This is a genomic window from Sphingomonas qilianensis (assembly GCF_039614825.1).
GTDB lineage: Bacteria > Pseudomonadota > Alphaproteobacteria > Sphingomonadales > Sphingomonadaceae > Sphingomonas > Sphingomonas qilianensis.
Window position 1 is genome coordinate 50,009 of the sequence record NZ_JBDIMF010000003.1, and the last position, 21,250, is coordinate 71,258.

At 62.7% G+C, this 21,250-nt stretch carries 14 protein-coding genes and 1 tRNA gene; 7 read left to right on the plus strand and 8 right to left on the minus strand.

The genetic code is table 11. The features are described from left to right. Nucleotides 1-21: 21 nt before the first annotated feature. Together ABC969_RS09035 and ABC969_RS09040 are read right to left on the minus strand one after the other, a co-directional pair. A complete protein-coding gene (locus tag ABC969_RS09035) occupies nt 22-963 on the minus strand; it encodes a sensor histidine kinase (protein WP_345864364.1) in 942 nt (313 codons plus the stop codon). Further along, on the minus strand, nt 942-1,559 hold the full coding sequence (locus ABC969_RS09040) for a GAF domain-containing protein (protein WP_345864365.1): 618 nt from the start codon (nt 1,557-1,559) through the stop codon (nt 942-944). Before ABC969_RS09040 ends, ABC969_RS09035 begins: the two co-directional genes overlap by 22 nt. A gap of 349 nt (nt 1,560-1,908) precedes the next feature. Here ABC969_RS09040 and ABC969_RS09045 point away from each other — a divergent pair, with 349 nt between their 5' ends. Then, a complete protein-coding gene (locus ABC969_RS09045; protein WP_345864366.1) occupies nt 1,909-3,807 on the plus strand; it encodes a putative bifunctional diguanylate cyclase/phosphodiesterase in 1,899 nt (632 codons plus the stop codon). A gap of 55 nt (nt 3,808-3,862) precedes the next feature. On the opposite strand, the gene ABC969_RS09050 is transcribed toward ABC969_RS09045, so the two are convergent. Next, nucleotides 3,863-5,110 carry a YihY/virulence factor BrkB family protein gene (locus ABC969_RS09050; RefSeq protein WP_345864367.1) on the minus strand — a complete coding sequence of 416 codons (1,248 nt, stop codon included), beginning with the start codon at nt 5,108-5,110 and terminating at the stop codon, nt 3,863-3,865. Between the two features lie 1,347 nt (nt 5,111-6,457). On the opposite strand from ABC969_RS09050, the gene ABC969_RS09055 reads away from it, so the two are divergent. Continuing rightward, entirely contained in the window at nt 6,458-8,140 is a 1,683-nt protein-coding gene (locus ABC969_RS09055; protein ID WP_345864368.1) for a DUF5597 domain-containing protein, read from the plus strand. Nucleotides 8,141-8,379: 239 nt separating this feature from the next. On the opposite strand, the gene ABC969_RS09060 is transcribed toward ABC969_RS09055, so the two are convergent. Continuing rightward, entirely contained in the window at nt 8,380-11,346 is a 2,967-nt protein-coding gene (locus ABC969_RS09060; protein ID WP_345864369.1) for a glycosyl hydrolase 115 family protein, read from the minus strand. Nucleotides 11,347-11,773: 427 nt separating this feature from the next. Here ABC969_RS09060 and ABC969_RS09065 point away from each other — a divergent pair, with 427 nt between their 5' ends. After that, nucleotides 11,774-12,457, plus strand: coding sequence for a tyrosine-type recombinase/integrase (locus ABC969_RS09065; protein ID WP_345864370.1), 684 nt, complete (start codon nt 11,774-11,776; stop codon nt 12,455-12,457). A 17-nt stretch (nt 12,458-12,474) separates the two neighbouring features. Here the strand turns inward: ABC969_RS09065 and ABC969_RS09070 are convergent. Beyond that, nucleotides 12,475-12,548, minus strand: a tRNA-Cys gene (locus ABC969_RS09070). 180 nt (nt 12,549-12,728) lie between these two features. Between ABC969_RS09070 and ABC969_RS09075 the strand changes: the two genes are divergently transcribed. Genes ABC969_RS09075 through ABC969_RS09090 form a run of 4 tightly spaced genes read left to right on the plus strand, consistent with a single transcriptional unit; the run spans nt 12,729 to nt 17,500 of the window. Then, on the plus strand, nt 12,729-13,391 hold the full coding sequence (locus tag ABC969_RS09075) for a protein-L-isoaspartate O-methyltransferase family protein (protein WP_345864371.1): 663 nt from the start codon (nt 12,729-12,731) through the stop codon (nt 13,389-13,391). A 9-nt stretch (nt 13,392-13,400) separates the two neighbouring features. Next, nucleotides 13,401-14,909 carry a TolC family outer membrane protein gene (locus ABC969_RS09080; RefSeq protein WP_345864372.1) on the plus strand — a complete coding sequence of 503 codons (1,509 nt, stop codon included), beginning with the start codon at nt 13,401-13,403 and terminating at the stop codon, nt 14,907-14,909. A gap of 26 nt (nt 14,910-14,935) precedes the next feature. Further along, complete coding sequence (locus tag ABC969_RS09085) at nt 14,936-15,412, plus strand: DUF2497 domain-containing protein (RefSeq protein ID WP_345864373.1); 477 nt, start codon at nt 14,936-14,938, stop codon at nt 15,410-15,412. A gap of 51 nt (nt 15,413-15,463) precedes the next feature. Then, nucleotides 15,464-17,500 (plus strand): S9 family peptidase, encoded by a 2,037-nt coding sequence (locus tag ABC969_RS09090; RefSeq protein WP_345864374.1) that lies wholly within the window; start codon nt 15,464-15,466, stop codon nt 17,498-17,500. A 29-nt stretch (nt 17,501-17,529) separates the two neighbouring features. Here the strand turns inward: ABC969_RS09090 and ABC969_RS09095 are convergent, their stop codons facing one another. The 3 genes from ABC969_RS09095 to ABC969_RS09105 form a co-directional block, all read right to left on the minus strand. Then, the gene (locus ABC969_RS09095; protein WP_345864375.1) at nt 17,530-18,882 is read right to left on the minus strand and encodes a cell wall hydrolase; all 1,353 of its coding nucleotides are present in this window, start codon (nt 18,880-18,882) and stop codon (nt 17,530-17,532) included. Nucleotides 18,883-19,014: 132 nt separating this feature from the next. Then, a complete protein-coding gene (cysK, locus tag ABC969_RS09100) occupies nt 19,015-19,935 on the minus strand; it encodes a cysteine synthase A (protein ID WP_345864376.1) in 921 nt (306 codons plus the stop codon). After that, nucleotides 19,932-21,242 (minus strand): MFS transporter, encoded by a 1,311-nt coding sequence (locus ABC969_RS09105; protein WP_345864377.1) that lies wholly within the window; start codon nt 21,240-21,242, stop codon nt 19,932-19,934. The genes cysK and ABC969_RS09105 overlap by 4 nt, the downstream gene beginning before the upstream one ends. Nucleotides 21,243-21,250: the final 8 nt, after the last annotated feature.

Below are 21,250 nucleotides of genomic sequence, written 5' to 3' on the forward strand. Positions count from 1 at the left end.
AGCTTGATGACAATATCCCTTTTAACTATCCAGCGGGAGGTTGACGATACATACGACCTCATCTTGCGATATTGTGAGGCTAGTGCTTGCCCCAAACTGGTAGGGCAAAGCATCTTCGATCAGCTGTCGGCCGAATCCCCGATGTTGCCCAGTCGATGAACCCCGGTTGCCCATAATGCCACGTTCGATCCATTCTAGCCAAAGGTTCCTCGGAGCTCCTTCGTGAACCCGCCAGGTGACGAACAAAAAGCCATGTGGAGTTGCAAGTGCCCCATATTTGCGCGCATTTGTCGCCAACTCATGGATCGCCAATGCCATTGTCTGGACGACAGCGCTATCCATCTGCACCTCTGGGCCGTTCAACGCTATCCGGTCACTTGCCAGCGTAGCACCGAGCGCCTCCAACTCCATCTGGATCAGCCGGCCGATGGTGATTGGCTCGTGCTCAGCACGCGATATGAGCCCTTGAACGCGCGATAAAGCGGCCAGTCGGTCTTGGAAGCGGGTCTCGAAATCACTGAGCGAAGTGCTCATTCCGATAAGCTGCCCTGCAATCTCCTGGACGACGTACAGAAGATTGCGCGTCCTGTGCTGCAGTTCTGCGACGAGAATTTTCTGTTGAGCCTGAAGCTGACGCAAATGGTGAATGTCTGTCGAGGTGCCGAGCCATTCGATGATCTGCCCGTTATTTCCAAACACGGAGGTCGCCCTGGTTTGGAACCAGCGGTAGCTGTCCCGACCGACATTGTAGATCCGATACTCTATTTCAAAGCTGTTGCTGGAAACGGCTTCCTTCCAGGAATCTTGGGCGGCCGCGCGGTCCTCTGGATGCAATGCCTCGAGCCAACCCGCTGCATGGCTTTCATTTTGCGACTGGCCCGTATACGCCATCCATTGGGCGCTGCACCAAGTCCAGTCACCTTTATCCGTCGCCCGCCAGATCAGTTGCGGAATACCCTCCACGAGGGAACGATAGCGGGCCTCGCTGGCCTCCAGCGTATGCTGTTCAAGCCGTCGCTGCTCAAAATCTGCAGCCGGTCGATCGCGGCAGCCAGAAGATTAGCGTATGTACGAAGGAACGGTATGTCGTTCTGATCGAATTTGCGGATGGCTCGACTATCGACCTGAAGTACACCAAAGGGCGGTTTGCCAGGCCCTCCGATGATGATCACGTTAACCAACGCAACTACGCCATTGTCCGTCAGGAAGTCAGCAAACTTGAAGCGCATCTCGCAACGGATGTCTTCCGAAATGACGGGGACGCCCGTGGCAAGCGCGTGCCCTTCCGAAGAGCCCTTTTCCGTCTTCAGCGAGGTGTGTCCTACGACACCGGGGTTCCAGCCGACACCTGCCCTAACGAGAAGAGACGATCCATCGTCCTGCAGCTCCATCACCGCTGCCAGATCGGTCCCAAGTGCCTCGCCCACGAGACGGCAAGCCTCATGCAAAATTTGGTCGATATTTTCCGAACACAATGCGAGTTCACCAAACGTCGCAAGCGTCGCTTGCTGTCTAAGTAATTTTTCTACCTCGTCACAGTCGGCCAGTCCATATTGCAACCCTATGAAGTCGAAAGTGGATTCAAGTATTACCTTAATATACCGACCAGATTGCCGCAGCTATTAACCTACATCATACTTTATTCAGAACGGTAAAGCGTGTTTCGGCCACTTTCGGTCTGATCTTAGTTCATGCTTTCGATCGCAAGACACCACTGCTCGCCGTTCGCATGACCAGATTACTATGACCCTGCTCGCGGTGGGATGCGGGTGGCCTCGACGTGGCTGGACGGTGGCGCTTTTTTCAGCGCTGACCGCGCTCTTTCACACCAACAGGTATAAGCCCGAACGGCCGCAATATGGTTAGAGCATCAGTATAAGCAGCTCGCCTCAGCATGTAGAATAGTGGATGAAGTTGTTAAGAATTTCTGCCTATTTACCCGGCGGGCCCTATTCAACGACAATGCCCTTAGCCGACGTCAGGTCGAAGACCGTGTTAAAGCTTCAAAATGCCATTCTTGAGATGATTGCGACGGGCGAGCCGTTGGTGGACACCGTGGAGCGCATGTGTCTGGAAGCCGAAAAGCTCTCACCTGGCGCGATGTGCTCAGTGCTTACGGTCGATCGGGCGGGCTTGCTCCATCCCTTGGCCGGGCCGAGCCTCGCACCGGAGTATTCGGCGGCACTGGACGGGTTACCCGTCGGTCCCAACACCGGGTCTTGCGGGACGGCAGCCTTTCTTGGCGAAGAGGTAACGGTCACCGACATCGCAAACGATCCCAGATGGGCAGCCTTTAAGCAGTTGGCTCTTCCCTTGGGACTACGCGCATGCTGGTCCAGGCCCATCCTTAATGCGGCCGACGAAGCCATCGGCACCTTTGCCTTTTACTATCGCGAGTGTCGAGGCCCGACGGCGCTGGAAAGGAGGATCGTTCGGCGCTGTGTGCACCTATGCGTCATCGCTCTTGAGCGGCACCAGCGCGTCATCGAACATGAGCGACGCGCCTACACTGACGCACTCACTGGCCTGGCCAATAGGGCAGCGTTTGACGTCGCCTTAGCGGCGCTCAATTGCGATGAGCCAGGGCATTGGGCGCTGCTGGTCCTCGATCTCGATAACCTTAAGTATGTGAACGATACCTTTGGTCATCAGGCGGGTGACTGCCTTCTGCAGACTGCCGGCGCTCGGTTAGCGTCAGAGGCCGCAACCCGACACGCTTTTCGTGTCGGGGGCGACGAGTTCGCTATCCTGCTACAAGCGCCGGAAGAGCTACATAATTTGGAGCAGACTGCGGAACGGGTCTTGAAAGCGCTGGCGGAACCTGCGGAGTGCGGCGGCCATATCGTCGTCCCGCGTGCTACGATCGGTGGTGCACTGCTGTCGGCGGGCGACCGTGTCGCGGAACGGGTCCGCCAGAATGCGGACTTTGCACTTTACCACGCCAAAGAAAACGAACGCGGTGGCTTTGTGCGGTATTGGCCGGGGCTCGGAACAAACATTACCCGCCGCCTTGACCATATTCGCGAGGTGGACGCAGCGCTGCGCGAGGACCGGATCGAGGCCTTTTATCAACCTGTCGTTCGGCTGGATACCCGCGAGATCGTTGGGCTTGAAGCATTGTGCAGGATGCGGCTGGGAAAACAGATTATCTCGGCGGGCGACTTTCAGGAAGCGATGAAGGACCTGCATGTCGCAAGGGCTCTGACAGAGCGAATGGTAAAGCTTGTCGCGGCAGACGTCCGCGCCTGGCTCGAAATGGGCATCCCATTTCAGCACGTTGGCATCAACGTCTCGTCCGCGGACATGCATGGCGGCACATTTGACACGATGCTCGCGACCGCATTCGAACACGCAGGTGTGCCTTTGAAGCACGTTATCATTGAGGTTACGGAAACCGTCTACATGGGCGACGACGATGGCTCGGTGCAAAGTGCAGTCGAGGCGCTGCGCGCTAAAGGCCTGCGGGTTGCGCTCGACGATTTCGGGACAGGGTACGCCTCGCTGACGCACCTGCTGACCGTGCCGGTGGACATCATTAAAATCGACAAGAGCTTCGTCGATCGCCTCGCTGTCGGCAACGCCAGTATGGCCATCGTGGAAGGCTTGCTTCAAATAGCGCGGAAGCTGGACATCCGCGTCATCGCAGAAGGTGTCGAGACAGAAAATCAAGCCGACCTTTTACGGGGCGCCGGTTGCGTTCTTGGTCAAGGCTATCTCTTCTCCCGTGCGGTTGATCGAAACGCCACAACGCAATTGCTTGTCGAACGCGGACAAGATTGTGAGGGCCCGAATTGCTATTCAGCTTAGGGTGGGGTGGCCTCAACTCGCCCCCCACGCCGCAAGTAAGCCAACGGCTGCTCGGTCAACGGTGCATCGTTTTGCTGTCATAGTCAGGCGATCCGGGATGCTTGCGCCTCAGCCAGACGACAGCGGCGGTGCCACACAGCAACGCGATGCCGGGCGTGCCCTGCCCACGGCGGAGCAAGGATAACCCAAGCGTAGCCATCGCTGACGCCATCCACCCTATTTTCGGCGATCCACCCAGGCTCACGCCCTGATCGACCACCCGGCTTGCAACCATGCTTGCTAACCCTGAACTATCATTTCGGGTGTTGAGTACTTGCACTGGCGCCGTGATCGGAGCCGCTGCTTCGGACGCCGAGGATTGCGGATCACCGGCGACGTGATCGGCGGCCCAAGCCCCTCGTTCACCTAGCGGCGCTGCTGACCTTGTGCTGTCTTGAGCGGTCTGATGCTCGAGCTCGGAGTTGAGCTCGGCCCCAAATAGCAAGATGTAGCTCGATAAATAAAGCCAGGTGAGCGTCACCACGACGGCACCGAGCGAGCCGTAGGTTGCATTATAGTTGCCGAAGTTGGCGACGTAGATGCCGAAGCCGATCGTAAGAATGAGCCACATCAGAGCGGCAAAGAGTGAGCCTGGCGTAAGCCAGACCCAGCGTGCTCGCGCCCGCGAAGGGCCATAGCGATAGAGCGTCGCTGCACCGCCAGCACCCGCCGAGGCGAGAGCTGCGTATGCCGCGATCTTGCCCACGATCAGCACAAATTGGGGAGCGTTGGGGATAAGGCTCTCAAGATGTCCGAGCGCCGCAATCGCCACCAAGGCCAGCATCGCTACGCCGACAGCCGCCGCCGTCATCCCCAGCGCCAGGAGGTTTACGTGCACGAAACCGCGCTTTTCCTCTTCCTCGTAAGCGACATTAAGCGCGGTGATTACCGCACCGGCACCGTTCCGAGCGCCGAACAACGCCAGTCCGAGCGCCAGCAGTAGCCCTAGGCCCTTCTTGCCGTCCGAAGTCTCGACCACGTTCATCAGCTGTTCGCCGACGAGCTTCGCTACATCGGCTGGCATCACGGAGGTCAATTGCGTCATGTCGCGCATCACTGTCGTCGGTTCGGCCGCGATCCCATACACGAGAACTATTGCGCCCAAGAGCGGCACCAGTGCTAGAAATCCGTAGAATGCAACACCGGCTGCGATCAGCCCAATGTTATCCCCACTGGTCTCCGCCCATGTCCGCTTTGCGACTGCGATCCACGCAGGGACGGGCATTTGCCACGGGTTGGTCGCGTCGCGTCCCTGATCGTCCAATATACTATTCCGTGATGGGGCCGCTTCGCATGCGGATGCGATATGGCGCTGTTTGGACCGAAAGGATCACGCCGCCGAATGTTCCCACGATATACAAACTGCTCGCCGGTGTGGGCAAGAACTGGTGCCGCACTGAGCCTACCGCCGGTAACGCGCGAATTGCCCCGCCCCATCTCGGCGCGGTGAATAGAAAAAGTATAGGACGGCCCGGCCGATCGAGGGCGGGCGTCAGACGGGCCGCCCGTTATGCGATAGCGCGCATGGCTTGGAGAAATGCCCGCTACCATCGACATCTCTATCGCGATCGCCCCGCGGATTTGGTAACCTATGATAATTCCATTGTTGCTCCGGCTTGGCGCTACAAGCACCCTCCCATCCGATACTTTCGCCAGTAGCTATCCCACCGCGTCGCAGCGCCGGCAGCGATCACCGCGCAGGATAGGCTACGACCGTCTTCTAGCGTGCAGCGGGCGCCAACGCGCTGATACGACTTCACGACGGGCTGGCTGATCATGATCGGTTGAGTGTCAGCTTCTCGACGACGCTGGCTGCGCGCCGCCTGGACGTCCAAACAGACATAGGCAGGCTTCCCTTGACGGCACGGCTCGGCGCTCTCGAAGTCGGGCGCTTGCACGCCAGCAAGGCGGACCTTGATGCCGTTCTGGCACCAGACAGGGCCGCCACCGTCGTGAACGCGAGTGACGAGGCAGCGGAAGGCCGGCGAGCCCCCGGTCGATCGAGCGCAGCTTTCCTCATCCGAACTTGAAGATGAGTGTGACTGAACTCGACAAGAGCGAAGGCACCTTTGCTCTGGAGCGGATCGACAGCTAGCGGCCGGAAGCTGCCGTTCGCCGCCGCCGTCGGGAACGGCAGCTTTGTCCCAGCTCCGGACCTTTGTAGCGCGCGACGGCGGGCTTGCGTGAACGAGAGGGCTTTAGGGACACCGATCAACGCGCTGAACGGCGACATTTAGCGCGCACAGCTTTCAAACGGGGCTCACACCGAAAAGGTCTGCCTCCACCGCCGCAATCCCCAACTCACGCCGTTCCGTTGCACCACGGTGAAGGTCCGCTCGCGCCCGAACCAGTCATTCGCTGGCGCGACAACTGCACTGCAGCAAGGCGCACATGTCAGTCATTCCGCAGCCACAGGCCAAAGCCTGAGACTTGCCGTGTCGAAAAACACCTATTTGTCGCACATTCAAGGATCGCATAGCACGGGCTGCGATCGGGGAGGCATTCCCGATTAGGATCGACAATCAAGAAGGTGGGCGTCCTCCCGATAAATCCCATCAAGAGGATCTATCGCCAACACCTGCCTATGGCTCGTTACCGACAGTCGCCCTAGATGAATGATATCGTGCGGCAAGGTCGTATGGGTAACGGGGTCAACGCGGAGATGACAATGCTGGGTAGCATGAAGCTGATTTCACCCTTGGCGCTGTTCGCGACCATCGCAATGAGTAGCGCCGCGTGGGCGCGTGATCTTCCGCAACTCGTTGAGAAGGAAGGCCGGCACGCGCTGATGGTCGACGGTGCACCGTTCCTCATCCTTGGCGTTCAGGCCAACAATTCGGCAAACTACCCGTCTCAACTCCCGACGGTGTGGCCCGCCATAAAGGCTGCCCACGCCAACACGTTGGAAATGCCGGTCGCTTGGGAGCAGATTGAGCCGATCGAGGGGGAATTCGATTTCTCCTTCGTCGACGAGTTGTTGAAGCAGGCGCGGGCGAACGACGTCAGGTTGGTCCTCCTGTGGTTTGGTACGTGGAAGAACAACAACCCGGACTACGCCCCGGAATGGGTGAAGCTGAACAACGCACGCTTTCCGCGTGTCATCAATGCGAAGGGCGAGATGAAGAACTCGCTCTCGCCGCATTTCCGGGCGACGCTGGAAGCGGATAAGCGCGCGTTCGTTGCCCTCTTGCAGCACCTTAAGGCCGTTGATCAGGACCATAGTGTCATCATGGTCCAGGTCGAGAATGAGACCGGCACGTACAGCGCGGTGCGGGATTTTTCGCCCACGGCGCAGCGGCTGTTCAACCAGCCAGCGCCGGCCGAGTTGGTCAAGGCGATGCGCGCCAAGCCCGGGACCTGGCGTGAAGCATTCGGCAAGGAAGCCGACGAATATTTCCACGCTTGGCATATTGCCCGGTACGTCGACGAGGTCGCAGCCGCCGGCAAGCGCGCGCTTGCGCTACCGATGTACGTCAACGCCGCATTGCGCGATCCTTTCAAATACCAGGATCCGTTTACTTACTCCTCCGGTGGTCCGACATGGAACGTTCTGGACGTCTGGAAGACCGCGGCGCCCTCTATCGATGCCATCGCGCCGGACATTTATGACCGCGATAGTGCAAGGGTTCGCAAGACGCTGGACCAATACGGACGTGCGGATAATGCCTTGTTTGTTCCCGAAATTGGCAGTGACAAGGGCTATGCACGGCATTTTTACGATGTCCTTGGCCGGCAGGGCATCGGCTTTGCGCCGTTCGGCTTGGATTACTCAGGGTTCTCGAACTACCCGCTAGGGGCAAGGGTCGTGAATGCCCAAACCGTCGACAACTTTGCGGTCCATTACCGTCAATTTGCCCCGATGGCGCGAGAATGGGCTAGAATATCGTTTGAGAACAAGGTCTGGGGGGCGGGCGAGGCCGATGATCGCAGACCCGAAACGTTGCAGCTGGGCGGTCGCTGGACGGCGACATTCACCTATGGCGAGTGGCAGATGGGAACGGTCGGTGACAGCTGGCTGGGCAAGGCCGATCCGGTACCCGATCGCGCAGTCCCGGATGGCGGCGCGGTGATCGCGCAATTGTCGGCGAACGAGTTCCTCCTCGTCGGGCACCGCGTGCGCGTCCGGTTCGGCTCGGCAAAGGACGAACGGTTCATGCTCGCCAGGGTCGAGGAAGGGCATTTTCAGGATGGTCGATGGATCTTCGACCGCGTCTGGAACGGCGATCAGACCGGTAGCGGCCTCAACCTCACGACATTGCCGCAGGTGCTGAAGATCAAGCTGGCGAGCTATTAGCCTACATTGGCAGCGGGCCTTGAAGCTCTGCCTGTATGCTGAGGTGGTTGGTAAATCGAAGCGGTGGCTTTCCAGATTGTAAACAGCGGGCGAGACGGCATCGGCGTTTCCAGAATCGACTAAATTTCGGGAATGTCCGGGTTGGCGAGAGGGAAACGGACAGCCGGCTTAAGGGAAGGCTGACGGCGCTAACCGACACGAGGCGGCGGCACCTATGAATAAGCGCGCGCGGATGGGCATCATGACCTAACGGTCGCCCAGGGCGATACCGGTCGGCCAAGTTTCGCAGGGCGCGTGTCGATTATCGGTGGTCCGAAATACGACGCCTTGGGATCGCCGTTCGCAATCGCGATGGCCTGCACCACCATCGTCGGATCGATCATCGCAATGGTCAGTACGTGACGGCCAGGTCGATCCGCGTCGATCGTGAACCGCATCGTCCGCGCGTTGTCGGCGGTGTTGACCGCGTGCTTGGCGCCGAGAAAGTCCTGCGACGCACCGTCTTCGGGCGTGAAGACCGTACCGATCTCCGGCCGCTGGCCGTCGAGCCAGACCGCGACGCTCAGTTTTCGCCCGGGGATGACTTCCAGCGTCGGGCCGGTCACCAGATCGACGCGATACTTGCCCGCTGCCGCCAGGAAGATCAGATACTCCAGACGCGGCGCGCGCGTGGGGTCCGCGAAGGAGGGCGCATCGACGGGGAAGATCGACATCGCCGTCTCGACGCGGCCGAAATCGGGGATCGCGTCCCAGCGTACGTTGCCGACGGGGACCGACCGCGTAAACTCGGCAACCGGCACCGCAAAGGCTCCGGCAAGCCCACCGAATGCGCCGCGCGCGTCCTTCTCCTGCTGCGGCGTCGCGCGAACCGCATTCAGCCGCACGGTGATCGTCGTCTCACCCTTGACCGCGATCGTCGCCTTGGCCTTGCCTACCGGAGCCTTTGCCCAGTCGACATCGATCCAGAACCGCTTGTCACGCGGCGACGCGCTGAACGCCTTGCCTTCGCGGATCATCACCCATGGCTGATCCGCAGTGACCGTCACCGGCGCTTCGGCCAACCCGCGCGGGAACACGTCGAGATAGGTCAACAGCCGCGTTATGCTGTCGAGCGTCGGCAGCGTCGGCGGCAGGTAGTAGCCCGGCCACCCGCGGCTGTCCCCGTCTACGCTGATGCCGAATCCGGTCACGCCGTCCAGGTTTAGGTCGGTGACTGCGGGCATGATGTCGGACTCGGGTGGATACCAGTCGAAATAGCCGATGTGCATCTGGTCCATCATGTGGTTCCATTTGCCGCCGGCGAGGACGTGATTGTAAGTGTCGCGCAGTTCGTGGTCGTATTTGAAACGCCGCCGGACCTCGTCCGCCTCGGCCTTTGTGCTCGCGCGCGCCTGCTCGGCGAACCGCGCATTGCGCGCGGCCGCGGCATACATCAGCGTCAGATTGGCGCAGGCGCGCACCGGGTAGAGCACAAGCTGATAGAACGCATCGCGCTGGTCGGGACGCAGCGCGGCGTCGACCCCCTCGGCGCGACGGACGAGATCGCTCCAAGCCTCGCACATGCGCTCGGCCTCGCGGTAATGTTCGAGACTGTACGTACCGGGCCGAAGCTGCTCCGGTTTGCGCATCCCGTTGTATTTCGCATAGCGCGCCGCGAGAAACGCGATCTCGGTGGCATGTTCCGGCCCGAACTGGCGTTCCGCCCAGGTGCGCGTCCAGTCGGCGATCTTGTCCTTGGCAACGTCGGCGGGGTTCCACGCCATCGCGAGGAAGAACTCGATCGGCAGTTCGAGCGGCTTGAGGTCGCCGACATTGGCGATCCACATCTCGTTCGCGCCATATTGGTTGGCGAGGTTCATCTGCTCCCAGATCTTGGGCAGCGGGTTCGAGTTGATCCACTGATAGGCGAACGGGCCGCCGTGCATGTCCATGTGGAAATAGACGCCGAAGCCGCCCTTGCGACCGCGCTCCGCCGCCGTCGGCAGGCGCCGCAGATTGCCGACATTGTCGTCGGCTAGCATCAGCGTCACGTCGTCGGGAATCTTCAGCCCGGCATCGTAATATTTATAGACCTCGGTGAACAGCACCCACACCTGCGGCACCTGATCGGCTGGCTTGCCCATGCCCTCGGCGATGATGCGCCGCTGGTCGGTGATGACGCCTTCGAGCAATTTAACGTCGGACTGGAGGCCGCCGGTGCTTTCGAGCGCGACATCGCCGTCGCCGCGCATCCCGATCGTGACGACGACCTCGTTGCTGCGATTGCGGACGATCCCCTCGCGGAAGAATTTGGCGACCGCCGGCCCGTTGGTCGCGTAATTCCACGCGCCGTTGCCGTAATCCTTGCGGTTGTCGGTCCATTCCTTGTGCGCGCGCATCATGGGCTCGTGATGCGACGTGCCCATCACGATGCCGTATTCCTCGGCCATCGGCGCGTTGGCCGGATCGTCGATCGCGAACGCGTTGTTCCACATCGCCGGCCACAGATAATTGGCGCGCAGCCGCAACAGCAGTTCGAACAGGCGGCCGTAGAATTGCGCGTTCATCCCGCCGAATTTTTCGGTGGTCCAGCCCGACAGGCACGGCGCCTCGTCGTTGAGGAAGATGCCGCGATATTTGACCGCGGGCGAACCCTGGACATAGCGGCCGCGCGCGACGCTCAGATGCGCCTGGCGGATGACGGGCACGTCCGCCCACCAATACCAGGGCGACACGCCGATCATCCGCGAGAGCTCGTAGGCGCCGTAGATCGCGCCGCGCTTGTCGCTGCCGACGATCACCAGCGCCTCGGTAACGCCCGGTAGCGGGTTGGCGATTGTCTCAACGACGAACGACTCCCATTTGCCGCGAATGCCGGCGACGTCGAGTTTGCCGCCAGCGATCAACTGGTCGATCAAAGGACTATGGCCGATCGACCCGACCATGATGATCCGCGCCGGCAGTCGCAAGCGGTCGCCGACGATCTGCGCCGCGGTGCCCGTCACACGACCGATATCGGCGGCCAGATCGCCCGAGGCGCGACGGACGCCGGGCAAGTCCTCCGCATCTACGAACACGGGCACCACGCCGCCGTCGTCTCGCGTGATATCGAACCCACGCTTGCGCCGATCGAACCGCACAGCAGCGGCCAATGGCGAGGCCATCAGCCCTGCGGCCACCGCGTTACCCATCATATTACGGCGCGTCATGCCCAGTGCCAGGTTCATATCCGTCTACCCCGTCGTTGTGGCGGTCTTTATCTGTTGAGTGCCGTTTCATCTACGCCGATCCGCCATTCCCGATTGGCAACCTTCAGCGAAACAACGGCGCCGCCCATTGTCGGAAAACACATGTTTGGCGACGCAGCACACCGCGAATTCTGGAGAATTGTGGCGTGCGCGGTGGCGCACGTGCTTTATGTTCGCACTATTGTGCGAGATGCCCTGTCGGATTGAGAAAATGCGCGACAACCTTGGAGGCGGGGTTCGCACGGGCACGGCGCCGCCTTGTCGATGATCGTGGTGCGCACCGGTTTGCCCCGGATCACCACTAGCAAGCCCATCTCATGCACCAGCCGTTCGACGGTGCAACGCGCGATCATAGGCTTCTTGCGGCGTCGAGGCGGCGCGCAAACTCCGCAAGGAACTGGTCCGCATGTTCGCTTTTGCCGTCAAGGCGCGGATGCGGGCAGATAATCCAGTCGAATCGTCCGACCGCATCAAGGTTGCGGCTGGCGAGAAGTCGACCGGCTATCACGCATGGAGCGAGGCCGAGATCGCGCAGTATCGCGCCTTTCACGCGCTAGGCACGAGGCCGCGCCTCGCGTTGGAGATCCTGCTCTGGTCGGGCCAACGCCGCGGCGATGCCTATCTGTTCGGCGATCAGCATATTGTAGACTGCCGAATCGAGTTGAAGCAGAAAAAGGGCGGCAAGCAATTGGGCTTGCTCATCATGCCTCAGCTTCGCGCTGCTATTGAGGCTATGCCGCCGCGCCTGCCCGAAGCCACCGCGTTCCTGCTCACGGATTGGGGCAGGCCCTATACCAGCGCCGGGTTTGGCAACTGGTTTCGCGAGTGCTGCGACGATGCCGGCCTTCCGCACTGCACCGCGCACGGCCTTCGCAAAGCGATCATGCGGCGGGCGGCAGAATTGGAGCTCGGCAACCAATCGCTCAAGTCGATTTCGGGCCACACCGAGGACGCAGAGGTCGCGCTTTACACCGCCAGCGCGAGTCAGCGGCGTCTCGCAGACAGCGCGCTCAAGCAGATTTCAGAATGGGAAGTGTCTCACCTTTCCCAAGCGAGAGACACATCGCAGGCACAAGATGATGAAATATAAACATAATTTCGCAAGGCTGGAGGCCCGACCGGGAATCGAACCCGGGTGCGAGGATTTGCAGTCCTCTACGTCACCACTCCGCCATCGGGCCTCGATGAGCGAGGCGGCGAGATGCGGCGGGGGCGAGCCGGTGTCAACCTTTAGCGCACAAATGCCGCAATTGCGCGCGTCTTTATCGGTCGCTTGGCGCGGGCGGCGCGGCGCGGTACAAGCCGGTCGGATCAATTGGTGTGTTGCACGGCTAAAACAGCCGTGTAATGAGGATAGCGTGATGACAGTAGAAACAACCGATTCGAGTGAAACGATGCGGCACGCGATGGTGGCAAGCCAATTGCGCACCAATGCGGTGAGCGATCCGCGGCTCGTCGCCGTGATGGCGCGCGTGCCGCGCGAAAAGTATCTGCCGGTCGAGGCGCAGGCGATGGCGTATCGCGATACCGCACTGCCGCTGGGCCGTGGACGCTTTCAGAACGTGCCGATCGCCACCGGGCGGCTGTTGACCGAGGCGGTGCTGCAGGCAACCGACCGCGTGTTGCTGATCGGCGCAGCGGGCGGTTACACCGCTGCCGTGCTGGCCGAGATCGTCGCGTCGGTGACGGCCGTGGAAAGCGATGCTGCGCTGGCCGCGCTGGCGCGCACCGCGCTTGCCGATCATGCCAACGTGACCGTCGTCGAGGGGCCGTTGGAGGCGGGGGCGGCGGACGCCGGGCCGTATGATCTGCTGGTGATCGATGGCGCGACCGAGCATTTGCCCGAGGCGCTGCTGGCGCAGGTCAAGCCGGGCGGGCGCGTGGTTGGCGGGATTGCCGATCGCGGCGTGTCGCGGCTGGCGGCCGGCCGGCGCAGCGCGGGCGGCTTTGCGCTGCTGCCGTTCGCCGACATCGATTGCGTGCCGCTGCCGGGCTTTGCCCGCACCAAATCGTTCACTTTCTGAGAGATGCCGATGCGCCGGACGTGCTTGCTAGCTGGAACGGCGCTGATGCTCGTTGCTACCCCGGCGGGGGCGGACACGCTCAAGGAAGCGCTGGTCAAAGCGTATAACACCAATCCCACGCTGACTGCCCAGCGCGCCAATGTCCGCGCGATCGACGAGAATGTGCCGATCGCGCGTGCCGCCGGGCGGCCGGCGCTCGATTTGACCGGCGGCTATAGCGAAGCGGTGCTGCAGGGGCCGGGGGCTAACGGCTTCAATTCGCCCGATCGATCGGCCACCGCCTCGACGCAATTGTCCGTGCCGATCTTCAACGGCGGCGCGGTGCGCAATTCGATCCGCGCCGCCGAGACGCGGGTGGATGCCGGCCGGCTGGGCTTGCGCGGCACGGAGGCGGATTTGTTCACCGCGGTGGTCGGCGCGTATATGGATGTGATCCGCGACGAAGCGATCGTCGGGCTCAACACGCAGAATGTGCGCGTGCTCGACGTCAACCTGCAGGCCAGCAACGATCGCTTCCAGGTCGGCGATCTGACGCGCACCGACGTGGCGCAATCGCAGGCGCGGCTGTCGTTGGCGCGCGCGCAGCTGCAGACCGCGCAGGCCCGGCTGATTTCCAGCCGCGAAAATTATATCCGGCTGGTCGGTGATGCGCCGGGCGTGCTGGAAACGCCGCCCGCGGTGCCGGGCGCGCCGGCTGGCGTCGATCAGGCAGTGGAGATCGCGCTGCAGGACAATCCCAGCCTGCTTGCCGCGCAACGAACGCGCGACGCGACCGAATTCGATATCAATGTCGCGCGCGCCAGCCGCTCGCCGCGCGTGGGCGTGGTGCTGGGCGCCAATTATTTCAATTATCTCGGATCGCTGGGCGCGGGATCCGGGCTGGCGGTCGGCAACCAGGCGGGCACGACGGGGAGCGCCGGCCTGTCGCTGACGCTGCCGCTGTTCCAGGGCGGGCGCCCGGCGGCGCAGGTGCGGCAGGCGCAAGCGCGGCGCAGCCAATCGATCGAGCAGGTGACCGAGGCGGAACGCGCGGTGATCGCCAATACGCGCGCCGCTTATGCCGTGTGGAAATCGTCCGAAGAGGTGATCGCCTCGGCGGAGACGGCGGTCGCCGCCAACCGCTTGTCGCTGGAGGGGGTCCGTGCGGAGAATAGCGTGGGCAATCGCACGATCCTCGATATTCTCAATGCCGAGCAGGAATTGCTCAATTCGCAAGTGACTTTGGTTACCGCGCGGCGCGATTCCTACGTGGCGCGCTTTGCCTTGCAGGCAGCAATGGGCCGCGCCGAGGCCAATGATCTCGGATTGGAGGGCGGGCCGCTCTACAACCCCGTCGTGAATTATGACCGGGTGAAAAATCGCTGGTCGGATCGCGGCGGCGACGTCGATCCGCAACCGGTGGCGACGCGTACGGCGGGGACCCGGGCGCAGGGATCCGAGGTGACGCGGCCGCTGGATCCGATCCTCGATACGCCGGTTGACAGAGACGTGGTTAATCCCGCAAGCGTACCCAAATAATGCGCTGCGGCGGATGGGAAGTGTCGATGGGGGATATCAGCGCTGAACCGTCGATGGAGGATATCCTCTCGTCGATCAAACGGATCATTGCCGAGGAGGGCGATGCCGCAGCGACCGCGACGCGCGCGCGCAAGGCGTCGCGCCTGACGCAGTCGCCCCGGCCCGATCTCGACGACTTCGTTTATGAAGAGATTCTCGAACTGAGCGATCCCGTCCGAGACGAGGATACTGATGTGCGGCAGTCTTACATCCACGCACCGGCCTCCGCCACGCCGGAGGCCGAGCCAATTCTGTCTGCGCGCGCGACGCAGGCGACGCGCGGGCCGCTGGATGCGCTGTCCCGCCTGGTGGTCAAACCAGAAGTGTCGGGCGCCGACACGCTGGAAGGCCTGGTGCGCGAGATGATCCGCCCCATGCTGCGTGACTGGATGGACACCCATCTGCCTGGCATGGTGGAGCAGATGGTGGCGCAGGAGATCGCCCGGATCACCAGCCAGCGCTGACTGGCGCCGGGGCGTTGCCGAGGCAGCGCGATCTGCTCTACACCGGCGCGCATGAAGATGATCCTCTCCGCGAGTGTCCTCGCGCTCACCGCTGCCGCTGCCCCGGCCGCTGCCCGCCAACTGACCATCGACGACGTGATTGCGTTGTCGCGCGTTTCGTCGCCCGTGGCCTCGCCCGATGGCCGCTGGCTGGTGTGGCAGCAGCGCGAAGCCGATCTCGATGCCAATAAAGGGCGGTTCGATTTGTGGCGGCTCGATCTGGCGACGAAGGGCGCCACGCCCGAGAAGCTGGCGGCCGAGGCGGCGGTCAACGAAACCGCGCCGCAGATATCGGCCGATGGCCGCACGGTCTATTACCAGTCGGACAAGGGCGGGGACGATGCCGTCTGGTCGATCGGCGTGGATGGTAGCGCACCCAAGAAGCTGACCGCATTTCGCGGCGGGTTTGGCGGGTTCAAGGTCGCGCCAACGGACGACAAGATGCTCGTCTGGGCGGACCGCAAGCCAGGCGCTCCCAGCCTCGAGCCTATTATGGTTGAGAAGGATGCGGGGGCGGGGGAGGGCCGGACTTATGAGCAGTTGTTCGTCCGGCACTGGGATAGCTGGTCGAACGGCGATCGCTCGCAATTGTTCGTCTTGCCGCTGGGCCCCGAGGGCGCGACAGGCAACGGCGTGGCGATCGGCGGGGCGCTGATCGGCGATGCGCCGTCCAAGCCGTTCGGTGGTGCGGAGGAAGTCGATTGGAGCCGCGACGGCAAGACTGTCTACTTCGCTTTACGCGAGGCAGGGCGGATCGAGCCGCTATCGACCAACCTCGATATTTTTGCCGCGGCGGCCGATGGATCGACGGCGCCGGTAAATCTGACGGACGCCAATGATGGCACCGACAATCTGCCGACGGTGTCGCCCGACGGCCGCTTTCTTGCCTATTTCGCCATGGCGCGCGCCGGGTTCGAGGCGGATCGACAAGTGCTGATGGTGCGCGATCTGGCCAGCGGGCAGACGCGTGCGCTGACGCAAGGCTGGGATCGCTCGGTGGCCTCGATCGCCTGGGCGGCAAACGGCAAGACGCTGTATGTTACCGCCGATGATACGCAGGAAACACCGGTCTTCGCGGTCGACGCGGCGAGCGGCAAGGTTACGCGACTGACGCAGCAGGGCCATGTGTCGGGCGTGGTGCCGACGCCCAAGGGGCTGGTGTTCGCCATGAACAGCCTGACCGCGCCGGACGATTTCTATCGTCTGACAGGCGAGAAGCCCGTCCGGCTAACCTCGGTCAACGCGGCCAAACTGGCGGATATTGATATGCCGGTGGTGACGCGGTTCAGCTTTACCGGCGCCAATAACGATACGGTGTGGGGTTATGCGGTGAAGCCGGCGGGCAGCACGGGTAAGGTGCCGATCGCCTATATGGTGCATGGCGGGCCGCAGGGATCGAGCAACAACAGCTGGTCGTATCGCTGGAACCCGGCGGTGTTTGCCGGGGCGGGCTATGGTCCGGTGGCGGTCGATTTCCACGGCTCCACCGGCTACGGCCAGGCCTTCACCGATGCGATCAGCAACAATTGGGGCGGCTGGCCGCTCGAGGATCTGCAGAAGGGCCTGAAGGCGGCGACGGACACGTTCGGCTGGCTGGATGGCGATAATGCCTGCGCGCTCGGCGCGTCGTATGGCGGCTATATGATGAACTGGTTCGAGGGGCAGTGGCCGGATCGCTTCAAATGCATCGTGCAGCATGACGGCGTGTTTGATTCGCGCGCCATGGCTTATGAGACCGAAGAATTGTGGTTCGACGAGTGGGAGCATGGTGGCAAAGCCTATTATGAAGACCCCGCCGCGTTCGAGAAATGGAACCCGGTGAATTTCGTCGATAAATGGAAGACGCCGATGCTGGTGATCACCGGCGAGAAGGATTTTCGCATTCCCTACACGCAAGGGATTGCGGCGTTCACGGCGTTGCAACGGCGCGGCGTGCCATCACGTCTGTTGGTCAACCCCAACGAGAATCACTGGGTGTTGAAGCCCAACAATTCGCGGCAGTGGTATCGTGAAGTGCTCGGCTGGATGGGGACATATACCGCCAAGTGATTGCCCCCGAGCCCGGAAGCAATTGAGCGTCAACGAGCCGGTGGCGCGGCCGGCGTCGGCGCCGGCCTCGGCGGGACGGCGGTGATCTCCACACGGCGGCGCACGCCGGTCAACTCCTCCGTCGGCTTGGCACCGCTGCTGACGGGCACGGTGACGCGCGAGCCAGGCATGGTTTCCAGGCGAAACGCCTCGGTTTGGCGCGCGACTGGCGCCAGGACCTGAAGCTTCATGCACTGGCCGGGATCGGGGCGCTTGAGCTGCGCGCAATTCCACAGCGCCTTGTCATAGCCGCGTGAGCGGTCACGCAGATAGCTGAACGACATGGTGGCGATCTGCTGCGGCGCGATCGGCACGGTGGAGGGCGTGTGCGACGAATCGAGCCAGCCCATGAACTTGCAATAATCACGCGTGCCGCACGCGCGCGTGGCGAGCAGCGGAAACGTATCGGCCGACATTTCGGGATCGAGCGACACCAGGAAGCTGTTGTTGTCCTGCGCCACGGGCGTGGGCAGCGTGCCCACCGAGGTGATGCCGTCGAGTGCCGGATTGGACGGGTCGAGCAATGCCGCGCCCATGCGATGCGCCTCCGAATAGGAAGCGAGTTGCGGAATGACGGGTTCGCTCGACGAAACGGCCCGGCGGAAGGCGGGCGGCGTGCCCCACCAGCCGGTCCAGCGGAAGAACAGATGCGTGCGCACCTTGGCAACCTTGTCGAGGCTGGCCTGCCAATACGGCACCACCCAGTCGGTATGATAATGCGTGGCATAGCCGACCGGCTTGTAGACCTGGCCGGTGAGCGCCAGCGTGGCGGTTTCGCGCGCACGCTTCCACGCCGTCTCGGACCAGCGGTTGCGCAGCAGCGCGCCATCGCAGGTGAAGGTAAACTGGCAACCGGTGCTGCGTTCCTGCCCCTGGAACACGACACCGCAGATCGTCTTGGGAAATGCAGGGTGGCGTGTGCGGTTGATGATCACCTGACCGACCGAGCGCTGGCCCAAGGTATCGTCGCCCGCTTCGTACAGCATCGCGGCGGCCATGCAGTCGATCGCACGCGCGCGGTCATCAGCCGCCCCATCGAGCCGGAACGGGCGCGCGGCGGGGTTGGGATCGGTCGAGAAGGGCACGGCGGCGTTGAACGTCTGTGCATCCTGTGGGGCAAGCTGGCGGTAGGTGACCGGCTCAACCGGGGGCAGCTCGGCCTGCGGCACCACACGCTGCGCGCGCTGCTTGATCCGATGCTGCGGCACCACAGGGGGGGCGAAGCGCACGACGAGCAGCGGAACGGCGATCGCCAGCAGCGCGATCAGCAGCAGGAGCGCGCGATAGATCGGCGCGATCCCGGCGGCGCGGGGGAGGGAAATCTTGTGCGGGGCGAGGGGCATCTGGGACTAACTTCGGCACGGCTCGCGGGCGAGCGGACATGGGGGCATGACGATTCATGCCACGGCGAGCGGCGGGCCTTAGCCTAAAATGCGCGCAAGGAGAAACGTCCCCGGCCTCGGCCGGGGACACGATCAGCTTTCCGGCAGGAAATCGGGCACCGAGAGATAGCGTTCGCCGGTATCGTAATTGAAGCCGAGCACACGGACGTTATCGGGCAGATCGGGCAGCTTCTGCAGGATCGCTGCGAGCGTCGCGCCCGAGCTGATGCCGACCAGCATGCCCTCTTCGCTGGCCGCGCGGCGCGCCATATCCTTGGCGACGGCGGCATCGACCTGGATCGTGCCATCGATCGACTGCGTGTGCAGATTGGCGGGGACGAAGCCCGCGCCGATGCCCTGGATCGGGTGCGGCCCCGGCTGGCCGCCGGCAATGACCGGCGAGGCGGCGGGCTCGACGGCATAGACTTTGAGGTTGGGCCAGCTCTTCTTGAGCGTCTCCGCCACGCCGGTAATGTGCCCGCCCGTACCCACGCCGGTGATGATCACATCGATCGGCGCATCAGCGAAATCGGCGAGGATTTCCATCGCGGTGGTGCGCACATGCACGTCGATATTGGCGGGGTTTTCGAACTGCTGTGGCATCCAGCTGTTGGGCGTCTGTGCGATCAGCTCCAGCGCGCGCTCGATCGCGCCCTTCATGCCCTTTTCGCGCGGCGTGAGATCGAAGGTAGCGCCGTAGGCCAGCATCAGCCGGCGGCGCTCGATCGACATGCTCTCGGGCATGACCAGCACCAGTTTGTAGCCCTTCACCGCCGCGACCATGGCCAGGCCGACGCCGGTATTGCCCGAGGTCGGCTCGATGATCGTGCCGCCGGGCTTGAGCTCGCCCGACGCTTCGGCCGCCTCGACCATGGCCAGCGCGATGCGATCCTTGATCGAGCCGCCAGGGTTGGCGCGTTCGGATTTGATCCACACTTCGGTACCCGGAAACAGCCGCTGCACGCGAATGTGCGGGGTGTTGCCGATCGTCTCGAGGATCGTGTTGGCCTTCATGCTACTGACTCCATCTCTTTGTCCGCGGCGTCCTGCCGGCTGGTGGGCGGATCGAACGTCTTGGCGCGCCGTAAGCTGGGGAACAGATAGGTCCACAGGATGGTGACTACAATCGCCCCGCCACCGCCGACCAGCACCGCGCCGACCGGGCCGAGCGCGGCGGCGAGGAAGCCCGACTCGGCTTCGCCCAGCTCATTGGAGGCGGAAATGGTCAGCTGCGAAACGGCGCCGACGCGGCCGCGCATCTCATCGGGCGTGTGCAACTGGATCAGCGACTGACGGATATACACCGAGAACATGTCCGCGGCCCCCGCCACCGCCAGCGCCCCCACCGCCACCTCGAACGCGTAGGCGGGAATGATCAGATGCGCGATGCCAAACACGATCGTCGCGGTGCCATAGATCAGCACCGAAACGAGCATGCGCGGGCCGACATTGTGCTTGAGCGGGCGGAACGAGAAGAGCACCGCGATGACCGCTGCGCCGACCGCGGGGGCGGCGGCGAGCAGGCTCAGCCCGGTCGGGCCAACCTTGAAAATATCATGTGCGAAGATTGGCAGTAACGCGCTGGTTCCCGCCAGAAATACGGCGAACAGATCGAGCGTGATCGCGCCGAGCACGAGCTTGTTATGCCCGACATACGCCAGGCCCTGGACGATCTGGCGCAGCGGATGTGCGGTCGAGCGCGGCGGGCTGGGCACTTTGCCGATGAACATCAGAGCGATCAGCGCCAGGCCGAACAGCACGACCGACAGCCAATAGGCGCCGCTTTGCGCATGCGCGTAGGCAAAGCCGCCGATCGCCGGGCCGATGATCGTCCCAACCTGCCACGAGATCGAGCTCAAGGCGATCGCGGTGGGCAATACGGCGCGGGGCACCAGATTGGGGGCGAGCGCGCCGAATGCCGGGCCGGCAAAGGCGCGGCCGAGCCCAAGCAATACCGCGACCGAGAACAGCACGGGCAGCGACATCCAGCCCTCATACGTGGCCAGCGCGAGAATCAGCGCGCAGGTCAGTTGCAGCGATACCGTGATGCGGGTGATCCAGCGCCGATCGAAGCGATCCGCCACCCAGCCGGTGATCGGGGTGGTGAGGAACAAGGGGAGGAACTGCAGCAGGCCGATCAGGCCAAGCTGCGCCGCCGCGCCGCTCGGGCTCATCGTGGTGCGCGCGATGGTATAGGTCTGCCAGCCGATGACGATGATCATCGCGTTCTGCGCGACCGTCATGGCGAGACGGGCTACCCAATAAGCACGAAAATTGGCGATACGCAGAGGGTGGGCGGGCGGGTGGAGAGCAATATCCATTAGCCTGG